Source organism: Bradyrhizobium sp. T-1 (genome assembly GCF_053592855.1).
Window position 1 is genome coordinate 1,527,338 of sequence record NZ_CM132115.1, and the last position, 23,969, is coordinate 1,551,306.

The window sequence follows — 23,969 nt, forward strand, 5'->3', positions numbered from 1 at the left end:
TTATCCGGCCTTCCGCAGCAGGCCGCTGAGCTGCTCCTTGATCCAGGTGTCGACCAGCGGCACATAGGTTTCGGTGTGGTAGAGCATAAGTTGGTGCGTTCCCTTCGGCACAACTTCCAGCCGCTTCGGCCCGCCGATCGCGTCAAAGCACCTGCGAACGTAGGCCTGGGGTATCAGCGGATCATCCGCACCGACCGTCACGAGAACGGGCTTTGAATTTTTCGCTGCCGGGATCGGCGGTTCGTAGGTGACGTAGCTGCGCACGCTGGCGAAGCCGTACGTCCACGCCCGGAGCGGATCCTGGCGCTTCTTTGCGAGGATGTCGGGATCGTCCTTGGCGTAGTTCTTGTTCCAGTCGATCGCCGTCGCAAGATCGATTCGCCGCGTGTCCCCTTCCGTCTCGGCAATGCGGGCCGCTTCGGCCGTCCGCATCGAGAAATGCCGCCTGCCCGAATGAGTGTCCGGCTGCGGTTCGACCTCGTTCAGGTAGAGGCCCATTGTAATGCCGCCGTCGACGGCGTCCGAGAACGCGAGGCTGTGAAACGCCGCCGCCGATCCCTGGCTCGACCCGAGCACGAAGACGGGCAATCCGTTCCGCTGTTTCACCGCCCTTGCCGCCTCATCGATATCCTCGAGCCATTCGACGAAGCGAAAATTGCCTCGTTCGTTGCGGGCCTTGCCGTGACCGGGAAGATCGAGCGAATAAATGTCGGCGCCGCGCGCTGACAAGGGCTCGCAGAAAACGTCATACGTGCCGCCGTGTCCGCCGATTCCGTGCGCGATCAGCAGATTGTAGACGGGCGAAACCGCGGCGTAGTGATAGCCATGAACCTTGTTGAAGTAGACCTCTTCACGCATTGCAGCTGACCTTTCGATGAAGAGTTTTCCTATCCCGCCGCATCGGCCCTGCGAGCCAGAGTGGCGTTGCGCCGGAGCAGCGCATCAAGCGACCACGCTCCGCCACCCGTTACGTAGAGCAGCGCAAAGCCGCCTGCGATCGCGCAATTCTTGAGGAAGTGGAGCTGGTTCGTCGCATAAGCCTGCGCCTCGGCCATGCTCCAGAAGTTATGCACCAGCAGAGTCGCGAAGACCGTGTAGGCGATGAACAGAAGGGCCAGCGCGCGGGTCTTCAATCCCGCCAGCAGCACCAGGCCGCCGAGCAATTCGATGAGGACCGCAAGGTGAGGAAACAGCTCGGGAAACGGCATGCCCTTGGCCGCCATTGCGGCGGCGAATGCCGGTCCCTTGAAGATCTTTCCGTAACCGGCGGCGATGAACAGCACGGCGATTGCCGCGCGTCCCAGCAGCAGGAATGCCGCCGTCGATCGGCCGCCGGCGTCGAACGCGCTGGCCATTTCGTCCTCCCCCGGCGCAGGCCGGCTTCTTGCGAGCCATTATCGCCAATATGGCATTAGTGCCATTTCTGCGATGATGTCAATATCTACTTGCGTCCCTGTCGCAAGGCGGTTAGGAACGGCACTACTGCCAATATGCTAATAATGACAGTTCTGGGAGGTAGGCATGAAGCCGTCGTGGATCCATCTGGCGCGCGGGAACTATGTCCGTCAGGCCCGTGTCGGCCTTGGCGCATTGCGCGAAGAACTGTTCGGACGCCAGGGTTTTTCCGGTCCGACCGCCATGCTTTACCACTCCCGACCGCCTGGAGATGTATTGCGCATTGTCGGCAAGCTCAGGCAGCGGATTGTGTCGGCGCTGTCGTTTCCCGCCAGCGAAGGCAATGACGGCCGCGCCTTGCCGCTACCAGTCCTCGAAAACGAGGACGTCACGATGAGCTTTAGTCGCCGGCAGCAGGCCATGCCCTACGCATTCCGGGACGCCGACAGCGACCTCCTGTATTTCATCCATCAGGGCAGCGGGACCATGGCAACCGAGTTCGGTCCTCTGGACTACGAACCCGGCGATTATTTGTACATCCCCAAGGGGACGATCTTCCGCCAGATGCCAGACAGCCCGACGTTTGCGCTGGTCGTCGAATCGCGCGACCCGATCGACTTCGCCAGCCACCCGCAGGCGGGCCGGCATTTTCCGTTCGATCCCCAACTCATTACCGTGCCGACCGTCGAGGAATACGACTGGCCCGCGCAGGACGAATGGGAATTGTGCATCCGCTACCAGGGCGACATCACGTCGGTCTTCTACGCCAAGTCCCCGTTCGACGTGGTCGGCTGGAAGGGCGATCTGTTCCCGTTCAAGGTCAACATCCGCGATATTCACGTGCTGACCTCCGAGCGCTTGCATATTGCGCCGTCCGCGTGGGCGACATTCGAATCCTCCGGCTTCGTGCTCGTGACGTTCCTGCCGCAACCGGCCGTCAACGACCTGCAGGCCGAGGAGCTTCCCTCCAATCACCGCAACATCGACTGCGATGAAGCCATCTTCATCCACCACGACGAAATTCGGAACGCATCGATGCTGATCCATTCGCCGCAGGGAATTCTCCACGGCCCGCCGGACGCGTTCCGGCAGGAGTTCAACAGGAAGCGCGTGCCTGGCATGCGCCGCATGCTGACCGCAGTCAGCGTCGACACCTACAAGCCGTTGCAGCCGACCGCAGCAATGCTGGCGTTGACCGATGGCAACGGCAAGGCATGACCCAATGACCTGCGGCCCCGAACGAAACTTTGACAGCGGTCCTGGCCGCGGCCCGCTGGCGGGCATTCGGGTCGTCGCCCTCGAACAGGCGGTATCGCTCCCATACTGCTCGTTCGTGCTCGGCGAGCTCGGCGCGGAGATCATCAAGATCGAGAGGCCTGACACGGGTGACGTCGTTCGCGGCTGGGACGACGTGGTCGATGGGCTTTCCAGCGGCTTTGTCTGGGTCAATTCCAACAAACGCAGCGTCACACTCGATCTTGCCAGGCAGAGCGACAAGACGATCTTGCGTCAACTGATCGCTACCGCCGACATCTTCATGGAAAATCTCGGTCCGGGCGCCACGGCCAAGCTCGGCTTCGATGCGGTGAGCATCTGCGGACAGAACCCGGCACTGATCTATTGCAGCCTGTCCGGCTTTGGACAGGACGGACCCTATCGGGACGTCAAGTCCTACGACCTCACCGTGCAATGCGAAGCCGGCATCCTGCTCTCCAACGGCTATCCCGGCATGCCCGCGAAGGTGGGCCTTCCCATTACAGATCTGATTGCCGGATCCAATGCCGTCATGGGCATTCAAGCTGCGCTGATCGAGCGCCAGCGCATCGGCAAGGGCCGCATTCTCGATGTCGCCATGCTGGATTCCTCCCTGCTTTGGCTCGGCTACTTTCCCCATCACGCCTGGCACCGGCGCACGGAGCCGCCGATGTCCGGTATGCGCCATCAGTATCTCTGTCCGTATGGACCCTACATGGCGAAGGATGGAAGCTACATCTGCTTTGCAATCGCCAACCAACCGCAATGGGTCGCGTTTTGCAACGGCGTCGTCGAGCGGCCGGACTGGATCGACGATCCGCGTATCGCCACGCTGTCAGCCCGCACCAACAACCGCGAGCTCGCAGAAAAAATGGTCGAGGAAGCCATTGCCGCGCGTCCGCGCGCGGTCTGGATCGAGCGGATGCGGGCGGCGGGATTGCCCTACGGGGTCGTGCGCACGATGGCCGAAGTCGTCAACCATCCGCAGGCGCTGGCACGCGAGATGTTCGTCAAGGCGAGTTCGCCGGTCGGCACGGTTCCGATTGTGCGCTTCCCGCTGGCTCATCCGGCAAATCCGCGGGTGATACCAGCCCTCGGCCAGCACAACGGCGAAATAGCAGACGAACTCGCAGCTTCAACCGCGCAAGTGCCGTGAGCGGCTCTCGCTCGTCAACGTAATCGAAATGCTGCCGACACAACAACTTCAACATGGAGGCGATATGCCGCCTGCTCAATTGCGGTCCTGGATGTTCGTACCAGGAAACAAGCCGCGCTATCTCGAGAAATCCGAGACCTCCGGTGCTGACGCCGTGATGTTCGATCTCGAAGACGGGGTGACCTGGCCGGAAAAGGCGGCCGCCCGACCGATGGTCGCCGCGATGCTGAACCGGAAGGATTGGCGCGGTCCGCTTCGCTATGTTCGCGTCAACGCGCCGTCCACCGAACTGCTCGCAACCGACATTGCGTCCGTCGCCGCGCCGGGACTGGACGGCATCTGCTTGACCAAGGTGACGTCGGCCGCGGATGTCGTGCGTGCAGCCGGGATGATCGAGATGATCGAGTACCAGCAGAGCATCGTCGCCGGCCATGTCAGGATACTCGCGGCGATCGAGAGCCCGATCGCCTTGTATCGCGCGCTGGAGATTGCTCAGGCTCATTCGCGGATCGTCGGTCTGATCTTCGGCGCCGAGGACTACGCCCTCGAACTCGGACTGCCGGCAAACCGGGTCGCCGAAGCGGCCGAATTGATCCATGCCAGGTCGACCATCGTTGGAGCGGCGACGGCTGCCCGGGTGCTGAGCGTCGACGGCGTGTTTCCCAACCTCGACGATTCCACCGGTCTTCACGCCGACATCATGCAAGCCCGCAGGCTCGGCTTCACCTCGAAATCCACCTTCAACCCGCGCCAGATCGAACAGATCAACTCGGAATTCTCGCCGCGTCCTGCGGACATCGCCTATGCGCGCAAGATAGCCGATGCATTTCACGCGGCGGAGCAACGAGGCGATGCGTCGGTCGCGGTCGGCGGGCAGCTCGTCGACAAACCGATCGTCATGCGCGCGCTGCGGCTGCTTGCCGCCTACCAACCGGAAAGATGAGGAGATTGGAATGGCAACCGTCAAGCCAGGCTGGCAAGGACGCTTTTTCGAGGATTTCGCGGTCGGTGACGTCTATCGGGCAAGGCTTGGCCGGACGATCACCGAGACCGATAACATCCAGTTCACGATGATCACCAACAATACCAATCAGATCCATTTCAATCGGCACTATGCCGAGAAGACGGAATTCAAGCGGCCGCTCGTCAACAGCGCCCTTACCTTCTCCATTGTCGCGGGGCTTGCGGTCGCCGACGTCAGCGAAAACGGCTTCGCGCTGGGCTGGGACTGGATCAAGCTTCCCAATCCGGTTTTTCCGGGCGATACGATCTACGCCGAGACGGAGGTAATGGAGGTTCGCAGTTCCAGGTCGCGGCCAGCGCAAGGCGTCGTGACCGTGCAGACCCGCGGCATCAACCAGGAAGGAAAGACGGTGATCGAATTCCAGCGCTCGGTCATGGTCTGGCGGCGAGGCGAGGCGCCACTCCTCGCGTTGTTTCCCGAGCAGGCTTCCTGATCGGCCAGCCTATCCCTTCGCTGCGCGACGCACTCTCGGCTTGCCGGCGGCCGGAAGCTCGTATTGAGCGATCAGAGGCTGCGCGCGTTCGAGAGCGAGTTGCACCAACTGAAGCAGATTCGATTTGGGAAACCGCACCCAGGTCGCGGTCGCCGAGTCCGTGACGGACAGGCCGATGATCGCCGTCATGTAGGCCCGTTCGAAACCCGCAGCATCGTCGTCGCAAAAGGGCATTAGCAGTTCGGTCACGAGTTGACGCTTCTGAATCGTCCACAACGCGCGACGGTCGATCCAGTTCCTCGACGTCAGCGCCAGCGCAAGGCGCGCCTTGTTAACCGGATTCGCGGTAAATCTCTTGAGCACGTCCACCGTCGCGCTGACGACCGCCCGCAGTGGGCGATCGCTTTCCAGCCTCTCCACGATGGCGCCGCGCAAGTCTTCGAGCGAACGGGCCGTATCGAGATAGATCACGTCGGCCTTACTTTCGAAATAGCGAAAGAAGGTGCGAACCGAAATGTCGGCACGTTCGGCGATGTTCTCGATGGTCGTCGCCTCAAAACCTCCGCTTGGCTCTCCGCCGTTTTCCTGAAACAGCCGGACCGCCTCTGCGATGATCCTTTCGCGCTGTGTTTCCCGCCTTCGTTGTGCGGGCGATAAGATTGGCCGTTGCATGGTCAGTCTCGCGCTCAGTGCATTTCTCGGGCACGCGGCCATGTCTCGCGGGAGATGTCAAGTTGGCATTCATGCCAGTTCAGGCGTTCGTGGTGGACTTTGCAGCTTGGCTATCGAGCGGATGACGGAGGAAGCGAAGCCCCACATGTAAAATGCATTATTCGCCCGCCATCCCGGCTGCCCCACCACGATTCTTGCTGAGTTTTCAAATTAGGACATTACCCTCAGCCGCGCCTGCTTGACTTTCTCGCCATACTCGTTTTAGATGCTGACACGAATTCGGAATTCAGGATTCAGGATTCAGAATGCAGGATTTTGTTGAAACGTCGCCCCAGTACGTTGATCAAGTATTTGAGCTGCTGCTGGATTCCATCGCGCTAGGAAAACTCAAGCCTAACGAGCGTATTCGGCAAACCGAGCTCGCTGACCGCTTCGGAGTTTCCCGCCAGCCCGTCAGTCACGCTTTGCAGGTGTTGAAGCATCAGGGCTTAGTCCGCGATGCAGGCAAGCAGGGTGTGGAGGTCGCGCCAATCGATCCAGACTACGTCGTCCACCTGTACCGCGCTCGGTCGGCACTTGAGGCGACAGCCGCTTCACTCGCCGCGGAACGGGTTCGGAGCGGGGAAGCGGCTCCGCGGCAGTTGGAAGAGCTGGCAAAGGCGCTCGCTGACGGACAAGCGGCGTGCGACGAACGCACGCCCTTGCCGACGCTCGTGAGAGCCGACTTCCGCTTTCACACCGCGCTCTATCGGCTGTCGGCAAACCCGGCGATAGAGCAGATGATGGCCTCCCAGTGGCCTCATCTGATGCGCTCGATGATGGCGGTCCTCGATGATCCAGGTGTTCCGACGCGAGCTTGGGAAGAACACAGCCTTATCGCAACAGCCGTGCTAGGTGGGAGGGCCGACGATTCTCGGGATATTTCCACAAAGCACCTGCATCGAGCATGCGCAGATTTGAGTCGGCGTTTGAACGCGCTGCGCATATTTGCGGTCTCTGGCGACATGCGAGGGGGGCGTGGTTAGCTAGAGCTGTCACCAAATAAGGGCCGCTCGCACATCAACGCAGATCGGTCGCTCCGCCAACTCTTAATCAACCACGGAGGCTACATGCGTCTTGATCCGAATCAATTGGCTCGCTTCGACGAACTCGGTTACGTGTTCATTCCTGATGCTTTTACGCCAAAAGAAGTCGGCGTCCTTCGCGCGAGCGCAGCCAATGCGCTCGCGGCTCAGCGTGAGGAGGTTTGGCGCGAGAAGGATGGTACGCCTCGCACAGCGTTTGCGTGCCATCAGTACGTGGAGGCATTGCGCATTCTCAGTGCCGATCCGAGGCTCGTAGAGCCGTTGGAGCAGCTCTTCGGGGAAGACGTCTATATCCATCAATTCAAAGTCAACGCAAAGGCAGCCTTCACCGGTGAAGTCTGGCAGTGGCATCAAGACTTTCCGACATGGCACAAAGATGACGGCATGCCGGAACCGCGGGCAATGAACATTGCTGTCTTTCTGGACGACGTCCTTCCGATCAATGGTCCTTTGATGCTCGTTCCCCGGAGCCATAAATCAGGCGCGCTTGAGTCGTCGCATGACGTCTCGACGACATCGTATCCGCTCTGGACTTTGGACAACGAAACCGTCACCAAGCTAGTCGATGCCAACGGCATCGTTAGCCCGACCGGCAAGGCAGGGGGGCTCTTGATGTTTCATGCCAACATCGTGCACGGGTCCGCAGGCAACATCACACCGTACCCGCGTCGCATCGTATATCTTACGCTTTCGGCAGTCTCGAATAAGATTCGCAATCCGACCCGTCCGGACTTCATCGCTCATCGCGACTTTACGCCCTTGAAAAAGGGCGCTGGCGACACGCTGGAGCGCTTCGCTAGTGCGCAAGCGCTCGAAACTGCGTGACGCTGGCTCGCCTTCGAGTGTTGTGCTCGGCGGCGACCCATGTCGCTCGCGGCCGAGCACGCGTCGACCGAAAGACCGACGCGGCTTCAACCGGATTAGAACTGGCATCATCGATCCAATCAACGGACATACGGGAACCAAGACGTGGCCGAACGCATGAAAGGCAAGGTAGTGATCGTCAGCGGCGCTGGGTCGTCGGGACCGGGATGGAGCAACGGTAAAGCAGCCGCAGCACTTTATGCCCGTGAAGGTGCCAGAGTATTCGCGGTCGATCATCGGCTCGAAGCTTCGGAGGAAACGCAACGTACCATTGAGGGCGAAGGAGGGCAGTGTGCAGCCTTCAAGGCTGATGTTTCGAAAGCGGATGACATTGGCCGTATGGTCGCCGCGTGCGTCGAGATGTACGGGCAGATCGACGTTCTACACAACAATGTCGGCATTGTGGAGACTGGCGGTCCTGTCGAGACGTCTGAGGAAAGTTGGAATCGGATGATCGCGGTAAATCAGACCAGCGTTTTTCTCTCCTGCAAGTACGTCATTCCCCACATGCTACGACGCAAGTCGGGATCAATCGTGAACATTGCTTCGATCGCGGCCGCCAGGTGGATTGGCTTTCCTTATCTAGCGTACAGCGCCACCAAGGCTGCAATGGTAGCCATGACGTCGAACATAGCAATCCAGTACGCGGCTGACGGCATCCGTGCAAATTGCGTCCTGCCCGGTTTCTTGAACACGCCCCTGATCCGTGAGCCTCTCGCCCGGGTATATGGCGGCAACGTCGACTCGATGATCGAGCAGCGCGACAAGCTCTCCCCGACCGGTAAGATGGGTGATGCTTGGGACACTGCCTACGCTGCCCTCTATCTTGCCAGCGACGAGGCAAGGTACGTCACGGGCACGACATTGATTGTCGACGGCGGGCTCACCGCCCGATGCGCCTGATTTGAGTTTAGGGGGGGCATTGTGGGTGTTTCGAACCGTTACCGCGAGAAGGTCGCCGACGCTGGCCATGCCAGTGCGGACCGTGATTGGCGGACGAAAACCTTCAACTACAAGGTCGCGACCAACGTTCCGTCTACGCATTCGATTTGCATCCGTCTGAAGGAGGCGGCGGACAAGATCCGCGCCGAGACCGACGGAGAGCTGAATATCCGCGTGTTCGCGGATGGGCAGCTTGGATCGGATGCCGACCTATTCGGCCAAGTTGTCGCTGGCGCTGTTGAACTCGCTAGTCTGCCCGGACTGGTCCTTGGCAACCTGGCCCCGGTCGCTTCGCTGAACGGAGTAGGCTTCGCCTTCTCGGATTATCCCGAAGTGTGGAGGGCCATGGATGGTCATTTAGGTCGCTACATCCGCGCACATATCGCGAAACTTGATCTTACGGTGTTCGACAGGGTTTGGGACAACGGCTTTCGACAAATCACTTCATGCACCCCTATCAGCGTGGCGCAAGATCTAGTCGATCTAAAAATTCGTGTCCCGCCAAGCCCGCTGCTCTTCTCTCTGTTCAGAACATTGAAGGCGGCGCCCGTGGTGATCAATTTCAACAAGCTCTACACCTCGTTACACACCAAGATCGTCGAAGCGCAAGAGAATCCACTGCAGATCATCGCGGAGAGCAGGCTGTATCAAGTTCAGAAATGGTGCGCGCTAACGAACCACGCTTGGGATGGGTATTGGCTACTCGGCAACAAGCGAGCCTTCGAGGTTCTGCCGATGTCTCTGCTAGAGACCGTCACCAGGAACTTCGATATGGCCGCACTCGCTCAGCGGGCCGACAGCGAAGCGCTTGCGGCTTCCTTGGAAAAAGTTTTGGCGCCCAAGGGCTTGACTGCGCCCGGGGCATTTCGTGCGGCCCTTAAAGAGGCCGGATTTTACGCCGAGTGGAAGATCAAATTTGGCGACGAGGCCTGGGCCAAACTCGAGGCGGCCGTGGGAGAGCTTGCGTGATCTCCTATTGGTAGAACGACAAATGAAAGACATTTAATGCCGACACCGCACATCATTGGCTGGGGCCATACCCCGTTTGGAAAGCTCGATCTTGTAGACATCGAGCAGCTCATTCGGGACGCGGCGCTCCCTGCGCTCGAAGCCGCAAGCGTCGCTCCGGCGGACATCGACGGCATCTTTATCGGGACATTCAACGCCGGTTTTGTTGCGCAAGACTTCAGCGCCTCCCTGGCCGCGGTTGCTCTTCCCCAGTTTCGTCACACGCCGGCCACGCGTCTTGAAAATGCCTGCGCCACAGGATCCGCGGCCTTGTGGGCGGCACTCGATGCTTTGGAGAGTGGCAGGATCAAGCGAGCATTGGTTGTGGGCTTCGAGAAGATGAACACTCTTCCTAGTGCACAGATAGGCGAGATCCTGCTCAAGTGCTCCTATGTGAAGCAGGAGGGCGGCAAGCCCGGCGGCTTCGCCGGAATCTTTGCCGAGATTGCGAGCGAGTATTTTCGCCGGTACGGCGACCAGTCCGATGCGCTCGCAGCCATCGCCGCCAAGAATCATCGCAATGGCGTGGACAACCCGTACGCGCACATTCGTCGCAATCTCGGTTTTGATTTCTGCCGAACCGTTTCCGACAGGAACCCGAAAGTGGCAGGACCTTTGAAGCGTTCTGACTGTTCAATGGTATCCGATGGCGCCGCAGCAATAGTCATCGCGATGGAGCCGCCATCGGGAGTGAATTCTGTCCGATGGCGTGCTCGCGCGCAGGTCAACGATTATCTGCCGCTCTCCCTTCGCGATTGCACTCGGTTCGAGGGCGCTGCTCTCGCCTGGTCGAAAGGTCTTGCTCAAGCTCGGGTCGCCCTCACAGACCTCGATCTTGTCGAAACGCACGACTGTTTCACGATCGCCGAACTGATCGAGTACGAGGCCATGGGCTTGGCCCAGCCCGGCCAAGGCGCGCGAGTGATTCTCGATGGTGTAACCGCCAAACAGGGGAGGTTACCGGTCAATCCGTCTGGTGGATTGAAGTCACGCGGGCACCCAATCGGCGCCACCGGCGTCTCGCAGCACGTGATGATGGCGATGCAACTGACGGGGCAAGCGAAGGAGATGCAGATTCCCGACGCCGCTTTGGGCGCCGTGTTCAATATGGGCGGCGCGGCCGTTGCGAACTATCTCAGCGTGCTTGAGGCGACATGAACGCGGCCCAAGTCATGAATCTCGGCAGTCTTCTCAAGCAAACCGCACAGCTGTATCCGCAGCATGTGGGTGTGATCCGTGACGAAGAGCGATGGACGTGGCGTCAAATCGACCAGCGCGTCGACGCAGTGGTGGCGGCGCTTCGTCAACTCGGCCTTAAAAAGGGCGACAGGATTCTCGTCCAGTCGCGAAACAACATTCAGATGTTCGAAAGCTGTTGGATCGCGTTCCGGCTTGGCTGCGTCTGGGTTCCGACAAACTTTCGCCTCACGCCTCCGGAGGTAGCCTACTTGGGCGCCTCTAGCGGCGCCAAGGCCATGATCTACGAAGGCGATTTCGCCGGACATGTTGACGCCGTGCGATCGGCCTCAAGTACACTCGAACATATTGTGTGTCTCAATTCCCCGCGTGAGGGAGAGCATGCCTATGAAGACCTGGTGAAGCGCTTCCTAGGCCAACGACCTGGGCCGGCTGCTGTGGAGTACGACGACCCATTATGGTTTTTCTACACCTCCGGCACGACCGGAAAACCGAAAGCTGGCGTGCTTACACATGGTCAGATGGCTTTCGTCGTCACCAACCATCTCTCCGATCTCATCCCCGGGACTAAGGAGACGGATCGCTCGATCGCCGTGGCGCCGCTCTCGCATGGCGCCGGTATTCATGCGCTACTGAACGTTGCGCGTGGGGCGGCGACCGTCCTTCTGCCCGGGGAAAAGCTTGATCCCGAAATCTTCTGGCGCTTCGTGCAGCAGCATCGAGTGAGTAATCTGTTCACCGTGCCAACCATCATCAAGATGCTGGTCGAGCACCCCGCTGTAGATCGGCACGATCATAGTTCTCTGCGCTTTGTCGTTTACGCAGGAGCTCCGATGTATCGCGCAGACCAACAGCTCGCCTTGCAGAAGCTGGGGAACGTGCTGGTGCAATACTTCGGCTTGGGCGAGGTGACTGGGTGCATCACCGTATTGCCCCCGGATATGCACTCGCTGAACGACGACGACCCCAATGCCAACATTGGTTCGTGCGGGCGCCCGCGTACTGGCATGGAGGTCGCCGTCCTCGACGAAAATCTGAACTCGGTGCCGGTCGGGACTGTGGGCGAGATCTGCTGCCGCGGACCAGCGGTGTTCTCTGGCTATCACGCTAATCCGGAGGCGACTGCCAAGGCACTTCGCGGCGGATGGTTTCATACCGGCGATCTTGGACGGCTAGACGAACGCGGCTTGCTCTACATTACGGGCCGCGAGTCAGACATGTACATTTCTGGCGGCTCCAACGTCTATCCGCGCGAAGTCGAGGAAGTCATCCTGATGCACCCGGGCGTTGCCGAGGTCGCGGTGGTCGGCGTCCCCGATCCTAAATGGGGTGAAATCGGCATCGCAGTCGTCGTCCGTAAGGAAGGCGCACAGATGGTCGACGAGGAAGACCTGCTTGCCCACCTGGAAGGCCGCTGCGCGCGATACCGCTGGCCAAAGCAGATGCTGTTCTGGGAAGCCATTCCAAAGTCCGGATACGGGAAGGTCAGCAAAAAAGACCTGAGGCACATGCTCACGGAGCGAGACGGCGTACCACGCAACAATAACCGCTAATGCGAAAGGAGAGGATGATGACGGATCAGGTTATTCGTGTTCTTGCTGCGAGAACCGAGTTTTCGTACTTCAAAGCGATCAACGATGCGTTGCCGGGAGTACGGCGCAGTTTTCTTATGCTGAGCTTGCTGGGAATAGTCGGAATTTCACTTGCTGGGACACCGGCAAGCGCCCAAAAGAAATACGACACCGGGGTCACCGACTTCGAAATCAAGATCGGAAACACCATTCCATATTCCGGACCGGGGTCTGCCTTTGCCGTGATTGGCAAGAGCGAGGCCGCCTACTTCAACAAAATCAATGCGGAAGGCGGTGTCAATGGCCGCAAGATCAACTTCATCAGCATCGATGACAGTGCAAGCCCACCGAAAACCGTCGAGCAAGCGCGCAAGCTCGTCGAAGGCGAAGAGGTCTTTCTGCTATTTAGTCCGCTCGGCAGCGCCTCAAACTCGGCGATCCATAAGTACATGAACGCCAAGAAGGTTCCCCAGCTTTTTCTCGTGAGTGGTTCGACCAAGTGGGGCGATCCAAAGAGCTATCCATGGACAATGGGCTGGATGCCAAACTATCAGGCCGAGGCTCGCATCTTTGCAAAGTACATCCTCGACACCAAGCCTGATGGCAAGATCGCCATTCTTTATCAAAATGACGATTTTGGCAGAGATATGTTGAAGGGTCTGACGGACGGTCTCGGCGCCAAAGCCAACATGATCGTCGCAAAGGTAAGCTATGAACTGACTGACCCCACTATCAGCAGTCATGTCGTCAATTTGAAATCGAGCGGCGCTGATATCTACGTCAGCATGACCTCGCCCAAATTCGCGGCCCAAAGCCTTCGGAAAGTTAAGGAGCTCGGATGGATGCCGCTGCATTTCCTTCCCAGCGTTTCCTCATCGATTGGCGGCATTATCAAGCCCGCGGGTTATGACGCAGCCCAGGGGGTAATCTCGGTCACGTATAGCAAAGACGTCACCGACCCTGCGTGGAAGGAGGATGCTGGCGTGAAGGAGTACGACGCCTTTCTCTCCAAGTGGTATCTAGATGCAGATCGCATCGATGCCAACGTCGGTTACGGCATGATGGCTGCGCAAACGCTCGTGCAAGTACTGAAGCAATGCGGAGACGAATTGACACGCGAGAACGTCATGAAGCAAGCCGCCAACCTCAAGGACTTTGAGCTCGGTTTGCTCTTGCCGGGTATTAAGATCAACACGTCGCCTACCGACTTCTATCCAATCGAGCAGGAGCAGCTCGTCAAGTTCGAAGGCGAGAGCTGGGTAAGATTCGGAGACATCATCTCAGGTGAGGTCCGGGACTAGATAGACAATCCGAAACGACAAAAGTGTCGTCGAAGGCCGATTTGTCTGAAACGACGGTGGCGGTCCCAACTCACAAGAAAGGAGCAATCAGATGCAGATCAATGTGGGACGTCGCCAGCAATGAAAATATCCGCATCGTCGAATGGACGACCCGCAACGTTGGACCAAGTATACATCCTTCCGGACTTTACATTTGAAAGCGGCGAGAAACTTCAGAACATGAGATTCGGCTATTCGACCTATGGGACGCTTAACGCCGAGAAATCGAACGCAATTCTTGTCACCCCCGGCACGAGTCAGGACCGCAATGCATACAATCTTTTTGTCGGACCCGGCAACGCCTTCGACACTGACAAGTACTTTGTCATCTCCGTCGATGGTATTGGAGCTGGGCTATCGAGCCAACCCAAGGACGGCCTCGCTGCAAACTTTCCGCGTTACAACATTCGCGATATCGTCCGTGCCGAACATGATCTCATAACGAAGCATCTTGAGATAGCCAAACTTCACGCAGTTGGCGGACCGTCCATGGGGTCTTTCCAGGGACTGGAGTGGGGCATCAACTACCCGGATGCTATGAAAGGGTTGATATTGATCGTTCCTGCAGGACGGAGCGACCGGCACTTTCATGCCATTGTGGATGCGTTCCAAGCCGCTATCAAGCTCGACCCCAACTATAAGAATGGGAAGTACACCGAGAATCCAGTGGACGGAATCGTCCTTGCTGGCATGGTCTACTTCCCTTGGCTCTATAGCGATGAGCACATAAACACGATCGGTGATGATGCATGGGACCAGGCTCTTCGAGCGTTCGGCGAATTCTGGGCGAGAGAATGGGACGCTAACGGCCTTCTCTATCGCTACAGTGCCTCTCGAAATTTCGATGCCTCCAAGCCGTTCGGAGGCGATTTAATGAAGGCGCTTGCGCAGGTGAAGGCGAGGGCGCTGATTATGCCGAGCATGACAGATCGCACACTACCGACGTATCTGGCACGGGAGCTTTCCCAAGGCATCAAAAACAACAAGTACATAGAGATACCGAGCTATCTAGGGCACATTGCCTGTTGGCCCGAGAGCGACAAGACAGCGGAGTACGCCTTCGTTGCCCAGCAACTGAAGGACTTCCTCTCAGAGCTTTAAATCAATGGGCTCTATCGGTGCGAGTGGCGACAATTCGTTACGTAGGTTTACACGTGCTCCGGCCGGGAGAAATGGGCCTGCCCGACTGGAACGTCATGCTGCCCAATCCGAGGATTGATCGACAGTGTTGCGCGCGGGTGCCGCGCCGCAAGCAGCACCGCGGCCCAGATATGATGGATGTCACTGACTTCGATGAGCAGACTGTGCTGCGGGCCGACATTCCTCGCCTCCCGAAAGTAGAGCGAGTAGACGGCCCGGAACTGTGTGAATTGACTAGCCATGATTGTCTCGATGCCGCCACCCACTAGTGAGGCGCTTATCTCATTGCGGCCCATATCGATGTCCACAGTTCGCGCAAGCTCGCCGCAACGAATTACGGGCGGGCCCCCTGGCATCGTCGGCGGTTCGTACGGCTCGAACACCCTCGGTGGCACGCGCTCTCCGGACCTCCTCGCTTCGCTCCGCGTCGACCAGGCTTGGGGCCTCTTCCAGGCATCGTTCGCGGCGCATGACAACCACGTTGGCTACTACGGCGCCACCGAGTTGACCGGCCGTCCGGACGACAAGTGGGGCTGGGCTGCTCAGCTGGCCCTGTCGATCAAGAACATCCCGACTGGCGCGGGTGACACGATCAACTTGCATGGCGTCTACACCGACGGTGCGACCCGGTACGACATTCAGGTTGTCGCTCCGAATTCGCTCAGCATGTACAGCGGTGCTGGCCTCGCCGGCGCTCATCGGCTTTGCCAACGCTCCGGACACCGTCTTCATCACCGGTGGCTCGCAGCAGAGCATCACGACCTGGGGCTTCCGCGGTGGTTACACCCACAACTGGGATCCCTACTGGAACACGGGCATCTACGGTGCGTATGCTGGCGTTCGCTTCAACGACACCAGCAAGGTGTTCATCTGCGGTTCCGCGGCCATGGGTGCTCTCTCCTGGTCGCCGGTTCGACCTGCAACCCGGACTTCAACATCACTCAAGCGGGCATCATCACCCGTTGGACTCCTGTGAAGAACTTGACCTTCTCGGGTGACTTCAACTGGACCCGCCTCGATCAGAAGTACTCCGGCGCAGTCCTGAGCCCGGGTTTTGCCCCTGGTGCAAAGCCGCTGCCGTGTACGAGGTGAAGGATCAGGACAGCCTCGCCTTGCTGCTCCACGCTCAGCGCAACTGGTGGGGCCGCAACCACAACTAAAGCGACCCAGCTAGCTTCTACCGTGAGCCTCCAAAGGCCTAGCGTCTGCGCCGCGCTCGCTTCTGCCGGTTACGATACTCTCGCGATTCTCATTAAGAACAAGATCGCCTACACCAAGGTCGTATTCAACAAACCGGAACTGGTGATCGACGATCCGGCGCCTGCCGTCCAGCTCGGCGCCAAGATCGGATCCGCAGCCGCCAAAGTCATTCTCTCGACCCGCAAATACGATCCAGCTACTGGGAAGTTCGGTGACGGATCGAAGGCGCAGCCCGGCATGCAATCGCTGTCCACAAGCGCGCTTCACGGATTTGTTCAAAGGGCCTATCGGGAAGCGGGACTGGGACATCGATCCCAGCCAGCTTCCGGTGGCGCTCGGAGGACATTGGACGAGGTGATGCCGTTCGTCTTGGCCGATCCGCACCTGCCGCCGGGACCGAAATTCGAACGCAAGTTCAAGAATCTCGCTGAGGCGGAGGTCGTCAAACGGGCAGAGCCGCATCTGGCTCGGCATCCATTGGCAGTATGACGCCGACGACGGCATCAAGCAGGGGCAAGCGATCGCGAAGGACATCTTCGCATTGTTCAACGGCTAGTTCGACCAGAAACAAGCGCGAGCGGTGGCCTGCACCTCCGGACGAGAGAGATTCGTCTAGGGTCAATCGTTGTAGCATGAACCGCCCTGAGCCCAGGGCGGCAACCGGTTCGGGCCGGCTACAACTTCTAGCGGAATGGATTCAGGGTCTTATCGATCTGGCGACCGACGACCCGCCGTGCCGACAAATAGCCGCTGAGAGGCCTCTCGCGCCGGCCTGGCTGGGAGTTTTTCGAAAAGGTGCTCTCGTCCCACGACATCGAGGCCCACTCGGCTGGCGGTAAGGTCCGAACAACGAAGCGACGCTCGATCTCACCCGCGGCGGCCGAAACGTTCGTACGTGACCTCGAGCGGTTTCCCTTCACTCCAGGACTTTGGTGCAGCATCCGCAAGATGCAGGAGGCTATAGACGGTGTCGTACTTCTCGCTCCTGAACGAAGGCTCCCTGACGCGCTCGTTGAACCATGCCCCGGCCGCGTGATCGACGCCGCTCCCTCCTCGACAACTGTAATACATTTGATTATAATAATGGTCGTCATCGCGCCGGCTGTCCTGGTGATTGGGCTTTTGGGCAGCGAACGTCTAAGCTGGAATGGGTTGCAATACGATCGATGACGACAATGCGAGATTTTGTCGGAGAATCTGGGCTTCGCGATATCGTGGTTCGCAAGACCACGGCCGCGCAGCAGGTTGCGGATGGCCTTTCAGACCTCATTCTTTCAGGTAAAGTTACACCAGGTCAGCGTCTTCGCGAGAGTGCCATGGCCTCGGAACTCGGCGTCGCCCGCAACACCATTCGCGAGGCGATTCGGTTGCTTGAAATTGCAGGCTTGGTGCGCGTGGAGGTTAATCGCGGCGTTGTTGCGATTTCGCCAACGCCAGAGAGCTTGAAAAGCCTCTACAGCGCACGCCTCGTTCTCGAAACGGGTGCGGTCGGGCAGCGGCGCTCCAAGGAGAAGATCCAACACGTCCGGCGCGCATACGACCAATTGATCGAGTCCACAAAGTCTCGAGTCGTGAATGTGATTGTGCGTGATGATTTGGCGTTCCATGCCGCCATAGTGTCGATGCTCGAAAGCCCCCGAATTGATCAGTTCTTTGATCAATTGGCGCGCGAGCTGCGTTTCTACCTAGTGTACTTATGCGAACAGAACAAGGAATTCTTGCGATCGGCCAAGGTGGTAGACGAACACTATCCGATTATGAACGCCATCGAAACGGGAAGCTCGAAATTGGCGCGAGAAGAAGTCGAGCAGCACATCAGCAAGAACTATAGCCGTGTGAGAGACCTCATTTTTAGAAACCTCGGTAGGAAAGGATCTCAAATTGACATGCTTGACCGATGAAGACTGGGCGGTCTCGCCGAGAGCGTCCGCGCCGGTTGTCGTTCGGTGGGCCGGCCGTTCGAGTTCTGAGACAGTGCAACATCTCCGGGAGCAGCTGTACTTCGTCCATTCCAGCTAACCTCGGCGTCGGCAATCAGGATCTGAGCCTCGGCGACAAAACCATTCACGACCCGCGGTGGGATGACGGCGGCCGCCGGCAAAAAAGAGAGGAAGGTACGCCAAGGAGTTCGAGCCTTCTTTCATTCCCCTAAGATATTGGTCTTAGCCTGAAGAATATGCTGTCGCATGAGGTATTCTGCGTCACTAGCACTCCTGTCTAGAATCGATGCAAGAATGCCCTCGTGACTCTTCCTGTAGATAATCATGCGATCCAGAGTTAACGACTGTTCTTTCATGCGACCCCAGAGCTTTCCCGCTCGCAATTCATCAATACGCTCGTACAGGGCAATTAGCAGCTCATTGCGCGCAGCCTTAACGATTGTTCGATGGAAAATGGCATCGAGACGCTCAAATTCCGCCTGTGTTTCGACCGCTCGGCTCTTTTCTATACATCGAGCCATCTCGTCGATTTCATGTGGTGAGGCTCTCTGAGCTGCGAGCGCTGCAATTGGCGGCTCGATGATCAAACGCGCTTCAAAAACTTCGGCCGGATAAGTGCGAAGAGCCTCGCGCCCTGATGAGGCCTTAGCTGATGTCGTGTGAAAAACGGAAGCTCCAGCGATAAACGTTCCCCTCCCGACGTGACGGACTACCTGTCCCTCGGACTCGAGTTTGGCGAGCATGCGCCTCAAAGCGGTGCGAGGTAGACCCAGCTTCGGTGCGAGATCTCTCTCCGGAGGTAACCTATCGCCGGGTTTGAGATTCTCCGCTTGGATAAAATCCTTGAGAGCTACGCTCACTTTGGGGCGCCTTCTGAGCAATAGAAATGACGCAACCAATTTGGTCCATATTGACGATTGGTTCAAGACCAATAATGGTGATTCCGAAGGAATGGTTTTGCCATTATTCGGTGGCGAGAAAAGGATGATGATGGACGCAGCACGAAACCCGCCCAAGATGGCTAGCCGGGTCGATATCGTGGCCTCTATCCCGACCTCGCTCCTGATCGGGGGCCAATGGTTGCTCGCGGCGAGTGGCGACACGTTTCCCATCATTGATCCGTCCTGCGGTGAAGAGCTGACCGAAGTTGCTGACGCGACTGTCCAGGACGCAATACGAGCGATAGACGCTGCGGAAATCGCTGCTACGGCGTGGGCTACAACCGCGCCTCGCCAGCGCGCGGATTTTCTCATGAGGTCCTTCCACCTCATCTGCGAGCGCGCCGAATGGCTTGCGCGAGTGGTAACCCTCGAGAACGGCAAATCGCTGAGCGACGCGCGCGGCGAGATTGCATATGCCGCCGAATTCTTTCGTTGGTACGCCGAGGAGGCGGTCCGGGGCTTAGGCGAAGTGGGGCACGCTCCCGCCGGAAAGGGGGTGAAGATCCTCGTTCAGCACCAGCCCATCGGCATTGCAGTGCTGGTGACACCTTGGAACTTCCCCGCAGCGATGGCGACGAGGAAGATCGCACCCGCCTTGGCGGCCGGGTGTACCTGCATTTTGAAACCTGCGGCCGAAACGCCGCTAACGGCACTCGCGATAGGTGAGATCATGATCGAAGCGGGCGTCCCAGCGGGGGTGGTCAACATTTTGCCTACGCGTTCGGCTGGTCCCATCGTGAGCGCCCTGTTGCACGATCCGCGCGTTCGTAAGCTATCCTTCACGGGATCTACCAATGTAGGGCGAATCCTGCTGCGCGAAGCGGCCGATCAAGTCGTTAGCTGCTCTATGGAACTTGGTGGAAACGCTCCGTTCATCGTCTTCGACGATGCGGACTTGGAGGAAGCAATCGTCGGCGCGTTGATCGCCAAGATGCGCAATGGCGGCGAGGCCTGCACCGCCGCGAACCGCTTCTATGTTCAGCGCGGCATTTACGATGCGTTCGTGCGGCGTCTCGGCGAGGAGATGGGTAAGCTGCGTGTGGGGCCGGGATTGGACGAAACTACGCAGCTGGGCCCCCTCATTACACACTCCGCCGTCGGTAGGGTCAGCCGTCTGGTGGATGATGCGGTAGGCCGTGGCGCCCGGATCGTCACCGGTGGCAGGCCGATCAAAGGCGCTGGCTATTACTATCCGGCGACGGTGATCGCTGATGTCCCCTGTGACGCTCCGATACTGTGCGAAGAGATTTTCGGTCCCGTCGCTCCGGTAGTTCCGTTCGACAATGAGGAGCAGGCCATCATCATGGCCAACAACACGGAGTATGGCCTGGTAGCCTATATTTTCACACGGGATCTGGCTCGCGCTCTACGCGTTGCTGAGCGGATCGAAAGCGGCATGACAGGGATCAATCGCGGTGTCGTGTCCGACGCTGCGGCGCCTTTCGGCGGCGTGAAGCAAAGCGGGCTCGGGAGAGAGGGTAGCCATCATGGAATGATGGAGTTCCTCGAGCCTCGATACGTCTCTGTCCACTGGTGATCGCCACCACGGATCCGCAAGATCGGAAGCAATCATGATTATCTCGAACTCCGCCGCTGCGCGCGACATTGCACATCAGTTGCATCCATACACCAATGCAATCAAACATGCTGAGAGTGGCCCGATCGTCATTGAACGAGGGGAGGGAATCTACGTCTACGACAACATGGGCAATCGATATATCGAGGGGCTCGCGGGGCTTTGGAGCGTGGCCGTGGGCTTCGGCGAACGACGTCTGGTCCAAGCTGCTGCGCGCCAGCTCGAACGGCTGCCCTACTATCATATCTTCTCCCACAAGTCGCATATGCCGTCGATTGAGCTAGCCGAAAAATTGGCTGCTATGACGCCGGAAGGGCTTAACCATGTTTTCTTCACCAACTCCGGTTCGGAAGGAAATGATACCGTCGTCAAGCTTGTCTGGTACTACAACAACGCCTTGGGGCGGCCTCAAAAAAAGAAATTTCTGGCGCGCAAGCTTGGCTATCACGGCGTGACCGTAGCGGCGGCGAGCCTCACTGGCCTTCCAAACAATCATCGCGACTTCGACGCACCAGCAATTCCGGTGCGTCATTTGACTTGCCCGCATTTCTATCGCTTCGGATTGCCTGGAGAGACCGAAGCCGGGTTTGTTGATCGGCTTGCGGCCGAACTCGAGGCGGTTATTGCCGAAGAGGGGGCCGACACCATTGCAGCCTTCATCGGTGAGCCGCTAATGTCAGCTGGGGGGGTCATCACCCCACCCAACGGCTACTGGCAGAAAATTCAAGAGATCTGCCGACGTCACGACATTCTCATCGTTGCAGATGAGGTGATTACTGGCTTTGGCCGGCTTGGTGTGGCGTTCGGAGCCGACTTTTATTGCATCCAGCCTGACATCATGACGCTGTCGAAGCAGATCACCTCATCCTATCAGCCTCTGGCCGCGGTCATGATCTCAGACGCGATCTACGACATCGTGGCCGCCAACAGCGGCAAGATCGGCACTTTCGGGCATGGCTATACTGCTTCCGGTCATCCGGTGGCGACTGCCGTGGCGCTTGAGAACCTCGCGATTATCGAGGAGCGCGGGTTGATAACCAATGCGAACAGAATGGGCAAGGTTCTGCATCAGCGTCTTGGCCAGCTGGCCGATCATCCACTGGTAGGAGAGGTTCGGGGGGCTGGCCTGATCGCAGCTGTGGAACTGGTCTCCGACAAAAGCACCAGGGCGCCATTCGATAAGCCGGGTAAGGTGGGTATGTGGTTCTTCCAGCAGGCGCATCGCCACGGTCTCATCGTGCGCGCAATCGGGGACAGCATTGCCATCTGTCCGCCGCTGATCATCACCCAAGCTCAGGTGACGGAATTGGCCGATGCTTTCGAACAGACTCTGGCGGACACTGCGAACTGGATTGCCGCTGGTATGCCGGACTGATCACGAGCTGCGAGGGACACTGAGAGCGGAAAGCGGCGTGCGGTCGATGTTCGAGCCTCTCCACAGATCGGCACCAGCCGGAAGACAGCAGGCCAACCCGATTGCCACGACCGGTTTTGGCCCGCTCATGCTTGACCACTGGGAAGGGCAGACGCTGCCACCGACATGCTGCGCACGGCATCATCGACGACGACGAGGCTCATCCTGCTAACGCGGGGCTGCGGTGGCGAGGCCCGCACGCAAGAAGGGTGTGAGCATATCCGGGGGTATCTCGGGATGAATGATGGCTTGGCGGGAGCGGTCTCCCGCATGAGTGAGGTGCAGGATATGATACTGAATGACAGTGAGTACGCGGCAAATGACGGTCTGGGTCTTGCTCGCCTGCTGTATGCCCGGAAGGTTAGCCCGCGTGAACTTATGGAACACGCAATCGCAGCGGCAAATGTAGTCAACGCGCGATTGAATGCCTTCTGCTTTCCTCGGCATGAGGCGGCATTGAAGGAAGCGGACAAGGCTGAGCTGAAGGGGACTTTTGGCGCGCTTCCCTTCGTCATCAAGGACTCGGGCATAGCAGCGCAGGGCCACGAAGGCAGCATCGGTTCTCGCCTTTTCGCGGGGTCTGTCTCAACCACTGATTCAACCCTCGCTGCTCGGTTTCGCGCTGATGGGCTTCTGAGTTTCGGTCGGACGTCCGCGCCGGAGATGTGCATGTCGCCGACGACCGAGGCGCTTCAAAACGGAGGTCCAACGCGCAACCCCTGGGACCCGGGTAGGTCAGCCGGGGGCTCTAGTGGCGGAGCGGCGGTCGCTGTTGCCACAGGAGTGGTACCGATAGCCCATGGTAGTGATGGTGGAGGTTCGATCCGTATCCCTGCCGCCTGTTGCGGTGTTTTCGGGTTCAAGTCTTCACGCGGATTGGTGCCGCATGGGCCGGCGAGGGGAGAGGGCTGGGGAGGCCTAGCCGTTCATGGTGTAATCAGCCGCAGTGTTCGGGATAGCGCGGCGGCAATGGACGGCATCGCCGGTATGGAGCCCGGCTCTCCCTATGCTGCGCCGTCCAAGCCGAAATCCTATCTCGCAGAGTTGGGCGTTCCATTCGAGCGGCCGCTGCGGATCGCGCGCTGGACCGAGGCCTGGGGAGGCGTCGAGATCGCGCCGGAATGCCTGGCTGCGATCTCTCAAGCCTCCGACGTCTTGACAAACCTCGGGCACGAAGTCGTGCAGGCGCCATTGCCGCAGATCGACTATGACGGCTTCATTGAGGCGCTGATCAATGTGCTTTGCACGAATGCAGCATTGTCAATTGGCGATTTCCTGAAGACTAGCCCCCGCCTGAATTGGAAGGATCTACTTGAGCCGGCAATCCTCGACGCATGCATGATCGGGCAGAACATGTCGTCGATACAATATGTTGCCTCTATCAATGCGTTTCATCGGATTGGGCGCATCGTGGACGCCTATATGCAGGATTACGACTTCATCCTCTCTCCGACGTTGAGCCTGCCGCCTCTTCCGCTTGGTGCCTTGTCGATGAATGACGATTTCCGGTCCTTCAGACGCAAGGCCGCACGCTACACCACCTTCCTCGCAGTGTTCAATGCATCCGGACAGCCCGCCGCCAATGTCCCACTCTATCGGACCCAAGCAAACCTGCCAATTGGCGTTCAGATCATTGGCCGGTTCGGCGCGGATGCAGATGTTCTTCGTCTCTGTGCCCAGATCGAAAGAGATCATTCGTTCGTCAGGCTGGCGTGAATACTTGAAGTGTGCTACAATACAACATTAGGCTTGCGTTCATGTAGATATATGTGATCGACTTGCTTTGTGACCAGCTCCGACCAACGCGATGGCCAGAG

At 58.7% G+C, this 23,969-nt stretch carries 23 protein-coding genes; 18 read left to right on the plus strand and 5 right to left on the minus strand.

From position 1 onward, the window contains the following. Window positions 1–858 (minus strand): alpha/beta hydrolase, encoded by an 858-nt coding sequence (locus ACWAT4_RS07370; protein ID WP_449730170.1) that lies wholly within the window; start codon window positions 856–858, stop codon window positions 1–3. A gap of 29 nt (window positions 859–887) precedes the next feature. Next, window positions 888–1,355, minus strand: a complete 468-nt coding sequence (locus tag ACWAT4_RS07375; RefSeq protein ID WP_449730171.1) for a DoxX family protein — start codon at window positions 1,353–1,355, stop codon at window positions 888–890. Window positions 1,356–1,521: 166 nt separating this feature from the next. Here ACWAT4_RS07375 and ACWAT4_RS07380 point away from each other — a divergent pair, with 166 nt between their 5' ends. From ACWAT4_RS07380 to ACWAT4_RS07395, 4 genes are all read left to right on the plus strand, one after another. Then, the gene (locus tag ACWAT4_RS07380; RefSeq protein ID WP_449730172.1) at window positions 1,522–2,613 is read left to right on the plus strand and encodes a homogentisate 1,2-dioxygenase; all 1,092 of its coding nucleotides are present in this window, start codon (window positions 1,522–1,524) and stop codon (window positions 2,611–2,613) included. A 4-nt stretch (window positions 2,614–2,617) separates the two neighbouring features. Further along, window positions 2,618–3,805 (plus strand): CaiB/BaiF CoA transferase family protein, encoded by a 1,188-nt coding sequence (locus ACWAT4_RS07385; protein ID WP_449730173.1) that lies wholly within the window; start codon window positions 2,618–2,620, stop codon window positions 3,803–3,805. 91 nt (window positions 3,806–3,896) lie between these two features. Further along, window positions 3,897–4,748, plus strand: a complete 852-nt coding sequence (locus tag ACWAT4_RS07390) for an HpcH/HpaI aldolase/citrate lyase family protein (RefSeq protein ID WP_449730174.1) — start codon at window positions 3,897–3,899, stop codon at window positions 4,746–4,748. Window positions 4,749–4,758: 10 nt separating this feature from the next. Next, complete coding sequence (locus ACWAT4_RS07395; protein ID WP_449730175.1) at window positions 4,759–5,262, plus strand: MaoC family dehydratase; 504 nt, start codon at window positions 4,759–4,761, stop codon at window positions 5,260–5,262. Window positions 5,263–5,271: 9 nt separating this feature from the next. Here ACWAT4_RS07395 and ACWAT4_RS07400 read toward each other — a convergent pair whose 3' ends face one another. Then, complete coding sequence (locus tag ACWAT4_RS07400; protein WP_449730176.1) at window positions 5,272–5,976, minus strand: TetR family transcriptional regulator; 705 nt, start codon at window positions 5,974–5,976, stop codon at window positions 5,272–5,274. A gap of 263 nt (window positions 5,977–6,239) precedes the next feature. Between ACWAT4_RS07400 and ACWAT4_RS07405 the strand changes: the two genes are divergently transcribed. From ACWAT4_RS07405 to ACWAT4_RS07440, 8 genes are all read left to right on the plus strand, one after another. Continuing rightward, window positions 6,240–6,959 (plus strand): GntR family transcriptional regulator, encoded by a 720-nt coding sequence (locus ACWAT4_RS07405; RefSeq protein WP_449730177.1) that lies wholly within the window; start codon window positions 6,240–6,242, stop codon window positions 6,957–6,959. Window positions 6,960–7,043: 84 nt separating this feature from the next. Next, the gene (locus ACWAT4_RS07410; protein WP_449730178.1) at window positions 7,044–7,844 is read left to right on the plus strand and encodes a phytanoyl-CoA dioxygenase family protein; all 801 of its coding nucleotides are present in this window, start codon (window positions 7,044–7,046) and stop codon (window positions 7,842–7,844) included. 144 nt (window positions 7,845–7,988) lie between these two features. Further along, the gene (locus ACWAT4_RS07415) at window positions 7,989–8,786 is read left to right on the plus strand and encodes an SDR family NAD(P)-dependent oxidoreductase (RefSeq protein ID WP_449730179.1); all 798 of its coding nucleotides are present in this window, start codon (window positions 7,989–7,991) and stop codon (window positions 8,784–8,786) included. Between the two features lie 21 nt (window positions 8,787–8,807). Next, window positions 8,808–9,794 carry a TRAP transporter substrate-binding protein gene (locus ACWAT4_RS07420; RefSeq protein ID WP_449730180.1) on the plus strand — a complete coding sequence of 329 codons (987 nt, stop codon included), beginning with the start codon at window positions 8,808–8,810 and terminating at the stop codon, window positions 9,792–9,794. Between the two features lie 36 nt (window positions 9,795–9,830). Continuing rightward, the gene (locus ACWAT4_RS07425; protein ID WP_449730181.1) at window positions 9,831–10,991 is read left to right on the plus strand and encodes an acetyl-CoA acetyltransferase; all 1,161 of its coding nucleotides are present in this window, start codon (window positions 9,831–9,833) and stop codon (window positions 10,989–10,991) included. Next, window positions 10,988–12,583: an acyl-CoA synthetase gene (locus ACWAT4_RS07430; protein WP_449730182.1), complete on the plus strand. Its 1,596-nt coding sequence runs from the start codon at window positions 10,988–10,990 to the stop codon at window positions 12,581–12,583. The genes ACWAT4_RS07425 and ACWAT4_RS07430 overlap by 4 nt, the downstream gene beginning before the upstream one ends. A 116-nt stretch (window positions 12,584–12,699) precedes the next feature. After that, window positions 12,700–13,902, plus strand: a complete 1,203-nt coding sequence (locus ACWAT4_RS07435) for an ABC transporter substrate-binding protein (protein ID WP_449731176.1) — start codon at window positions 12,700–12,702, stop codon at window positions 13,900–13,902. 159 nt (window positions 13,903–14,061) lie between these two features. After that, window positions 14,062–15,042, plus strand: a complete 981-nt coding sequence (locus ACWAT4_RS07440) for an alpha/beta fold hydrolase (protein WP_449730183.1) — start codon at window positions 14,062–14,064, stop codon at window positions 15,040–15,042. A gap of 47 nt (window positions 15,043–15,089) precedes the next feature. Here ACWAT4_RS07440 and ACWAT4_RS07445 read toward each other — a convergent pair whose 3' ends face one another. Then, window positions 15,090–15,323 (minus strand): hypothetical protein, encoded by a 234-nt coding sequence (locus tag ACWAT4_RS07445; protein ID WP_449730184.1) that lies wholly within the window; start codon window positions 15,321–15,323, stop codon window positions 15,090–15,092. 58 nt (window positions 15,324–15,381) lie between these two features. Between ACWAT4_RS07445 and ACWAT4_RS07450 the strand changes: the two genes are divergently transcribed. The 3 genes from ACWAT4_RS07450 to ACWAT4_RS07460 all read left to right on the plus strand — a co-directional run bounded on the left by ACWAT4_RS07450 (window position 15,382) and on the right by ACWAT4_RS07460 (window position 18,182). Next, the gene (locus ACWAT4_RS07450) at window positions 15,382–16,173 is read left to right on the plus strand and encodes a porin (RefSeq protein ID WP_449730185.1); all 792 of its coding nucleotides are present in this window, start codon (window positions 15,382–15,384) and stop codon (window positions 16,171–16,173) included. Window positions 16,174–16,383: 210 nt separating this feature from the next. Further along, window positions 16,384–16,770 (plus strand): hypothetical protein, encoded by a 387-nt coding sequence (locus tag ACWAT4_RS07455; protein ID WP_449730186.1) that lies wholly within the window; start codon window positions 16,384–16,386, stop codon window positions 16,768–16,770. Between the two features lie 686 nt (window positions 16,771–17,456). Beyond that, complete coding sequence (locus ACWAT4_RS07460; protein ID WP_449730187.1) at window positions 17,457–18,182, plus strand: GntR family transcriptional regulator; 726 nt, start codon at window positions 17,457–17,459, stop codon at window positions 18,180–18,182. 239 nt (window positions 18,183–18,421) lie between these two features. Here the strand turns inward: ACWAT4_RS07460 and ACWAT4_RS07465 are convergent, their stop codons facing one another. Next, the gene (locus ACWAT4_RS07465) at window positions 18,422–19,081 is read right to left on the minus strand and encodes a FadR/GntR family transcriptional regulator (RefSeq protein ID WP_449730188.1); all 660 of its coding nucleotides are present in this window, start codon (window positions 19,079–19,081) and stop codon (window positions 18,422–18,424) included. Window positions 19,082–19,238: 157 nt separating this feature from the next. Here ACWAT4_RS07465 and ACWAT4_RS07470 point away from each other — a divergent pair, with 157 nt between their 5' ends. The 3 genes from ACWAT4_RS07470 to ACWAT4_RS07480 all read left to right on the plus strand — a co-directional run bounded on the left by ACWAT4_RS07470 (window position 19,239) and on the right by ACWAT4_RS07480 (window position 23,868). Beyond that, window positions 19,239–20,699, plus strand: coding sequence for an NAD-dependent succinate-semialdehyde dehydrogenase (locus ACWAT4_RS07470; RefSeq protein ID WP_449731177.1), 1,461 nt, complete (start codon window positions 19,239–19,241; stop codon window positions 20,697–20,699). 34 nt (window positions 20,700–20,733) lie between these two features. Next, window positions 20,734–22,113 carry an aspartate aminotransferase family protein gene (locus tag ACWAT4_RS07475; RefSeq protein WP_449730189.1) on the plus strand — a complete coding sequence of 460 codons (1,380 nt, stop codon included), beginning with the start codon at window positions 20,734–20,736 and terminating at the stop codon, window positions 22,111–22,113. A gap of 309 nt (window positions 22,114–22,422) precedes the next feature. Continuing rightward, the gene (locus ACWAT4_RS07480) at window positions 22,423–23,868 is read left to right on the plus strand and encodes an amidase (RefSeq protein WP_449730190.1); all 1,446 of its coding nucleotides are present in this window, start codon (window positions 22,423–22,425) and stop codon (window positions 23,866–23,868) included. Window positions 23,869–23,969 lie beyond the last annotated feature (101 nt).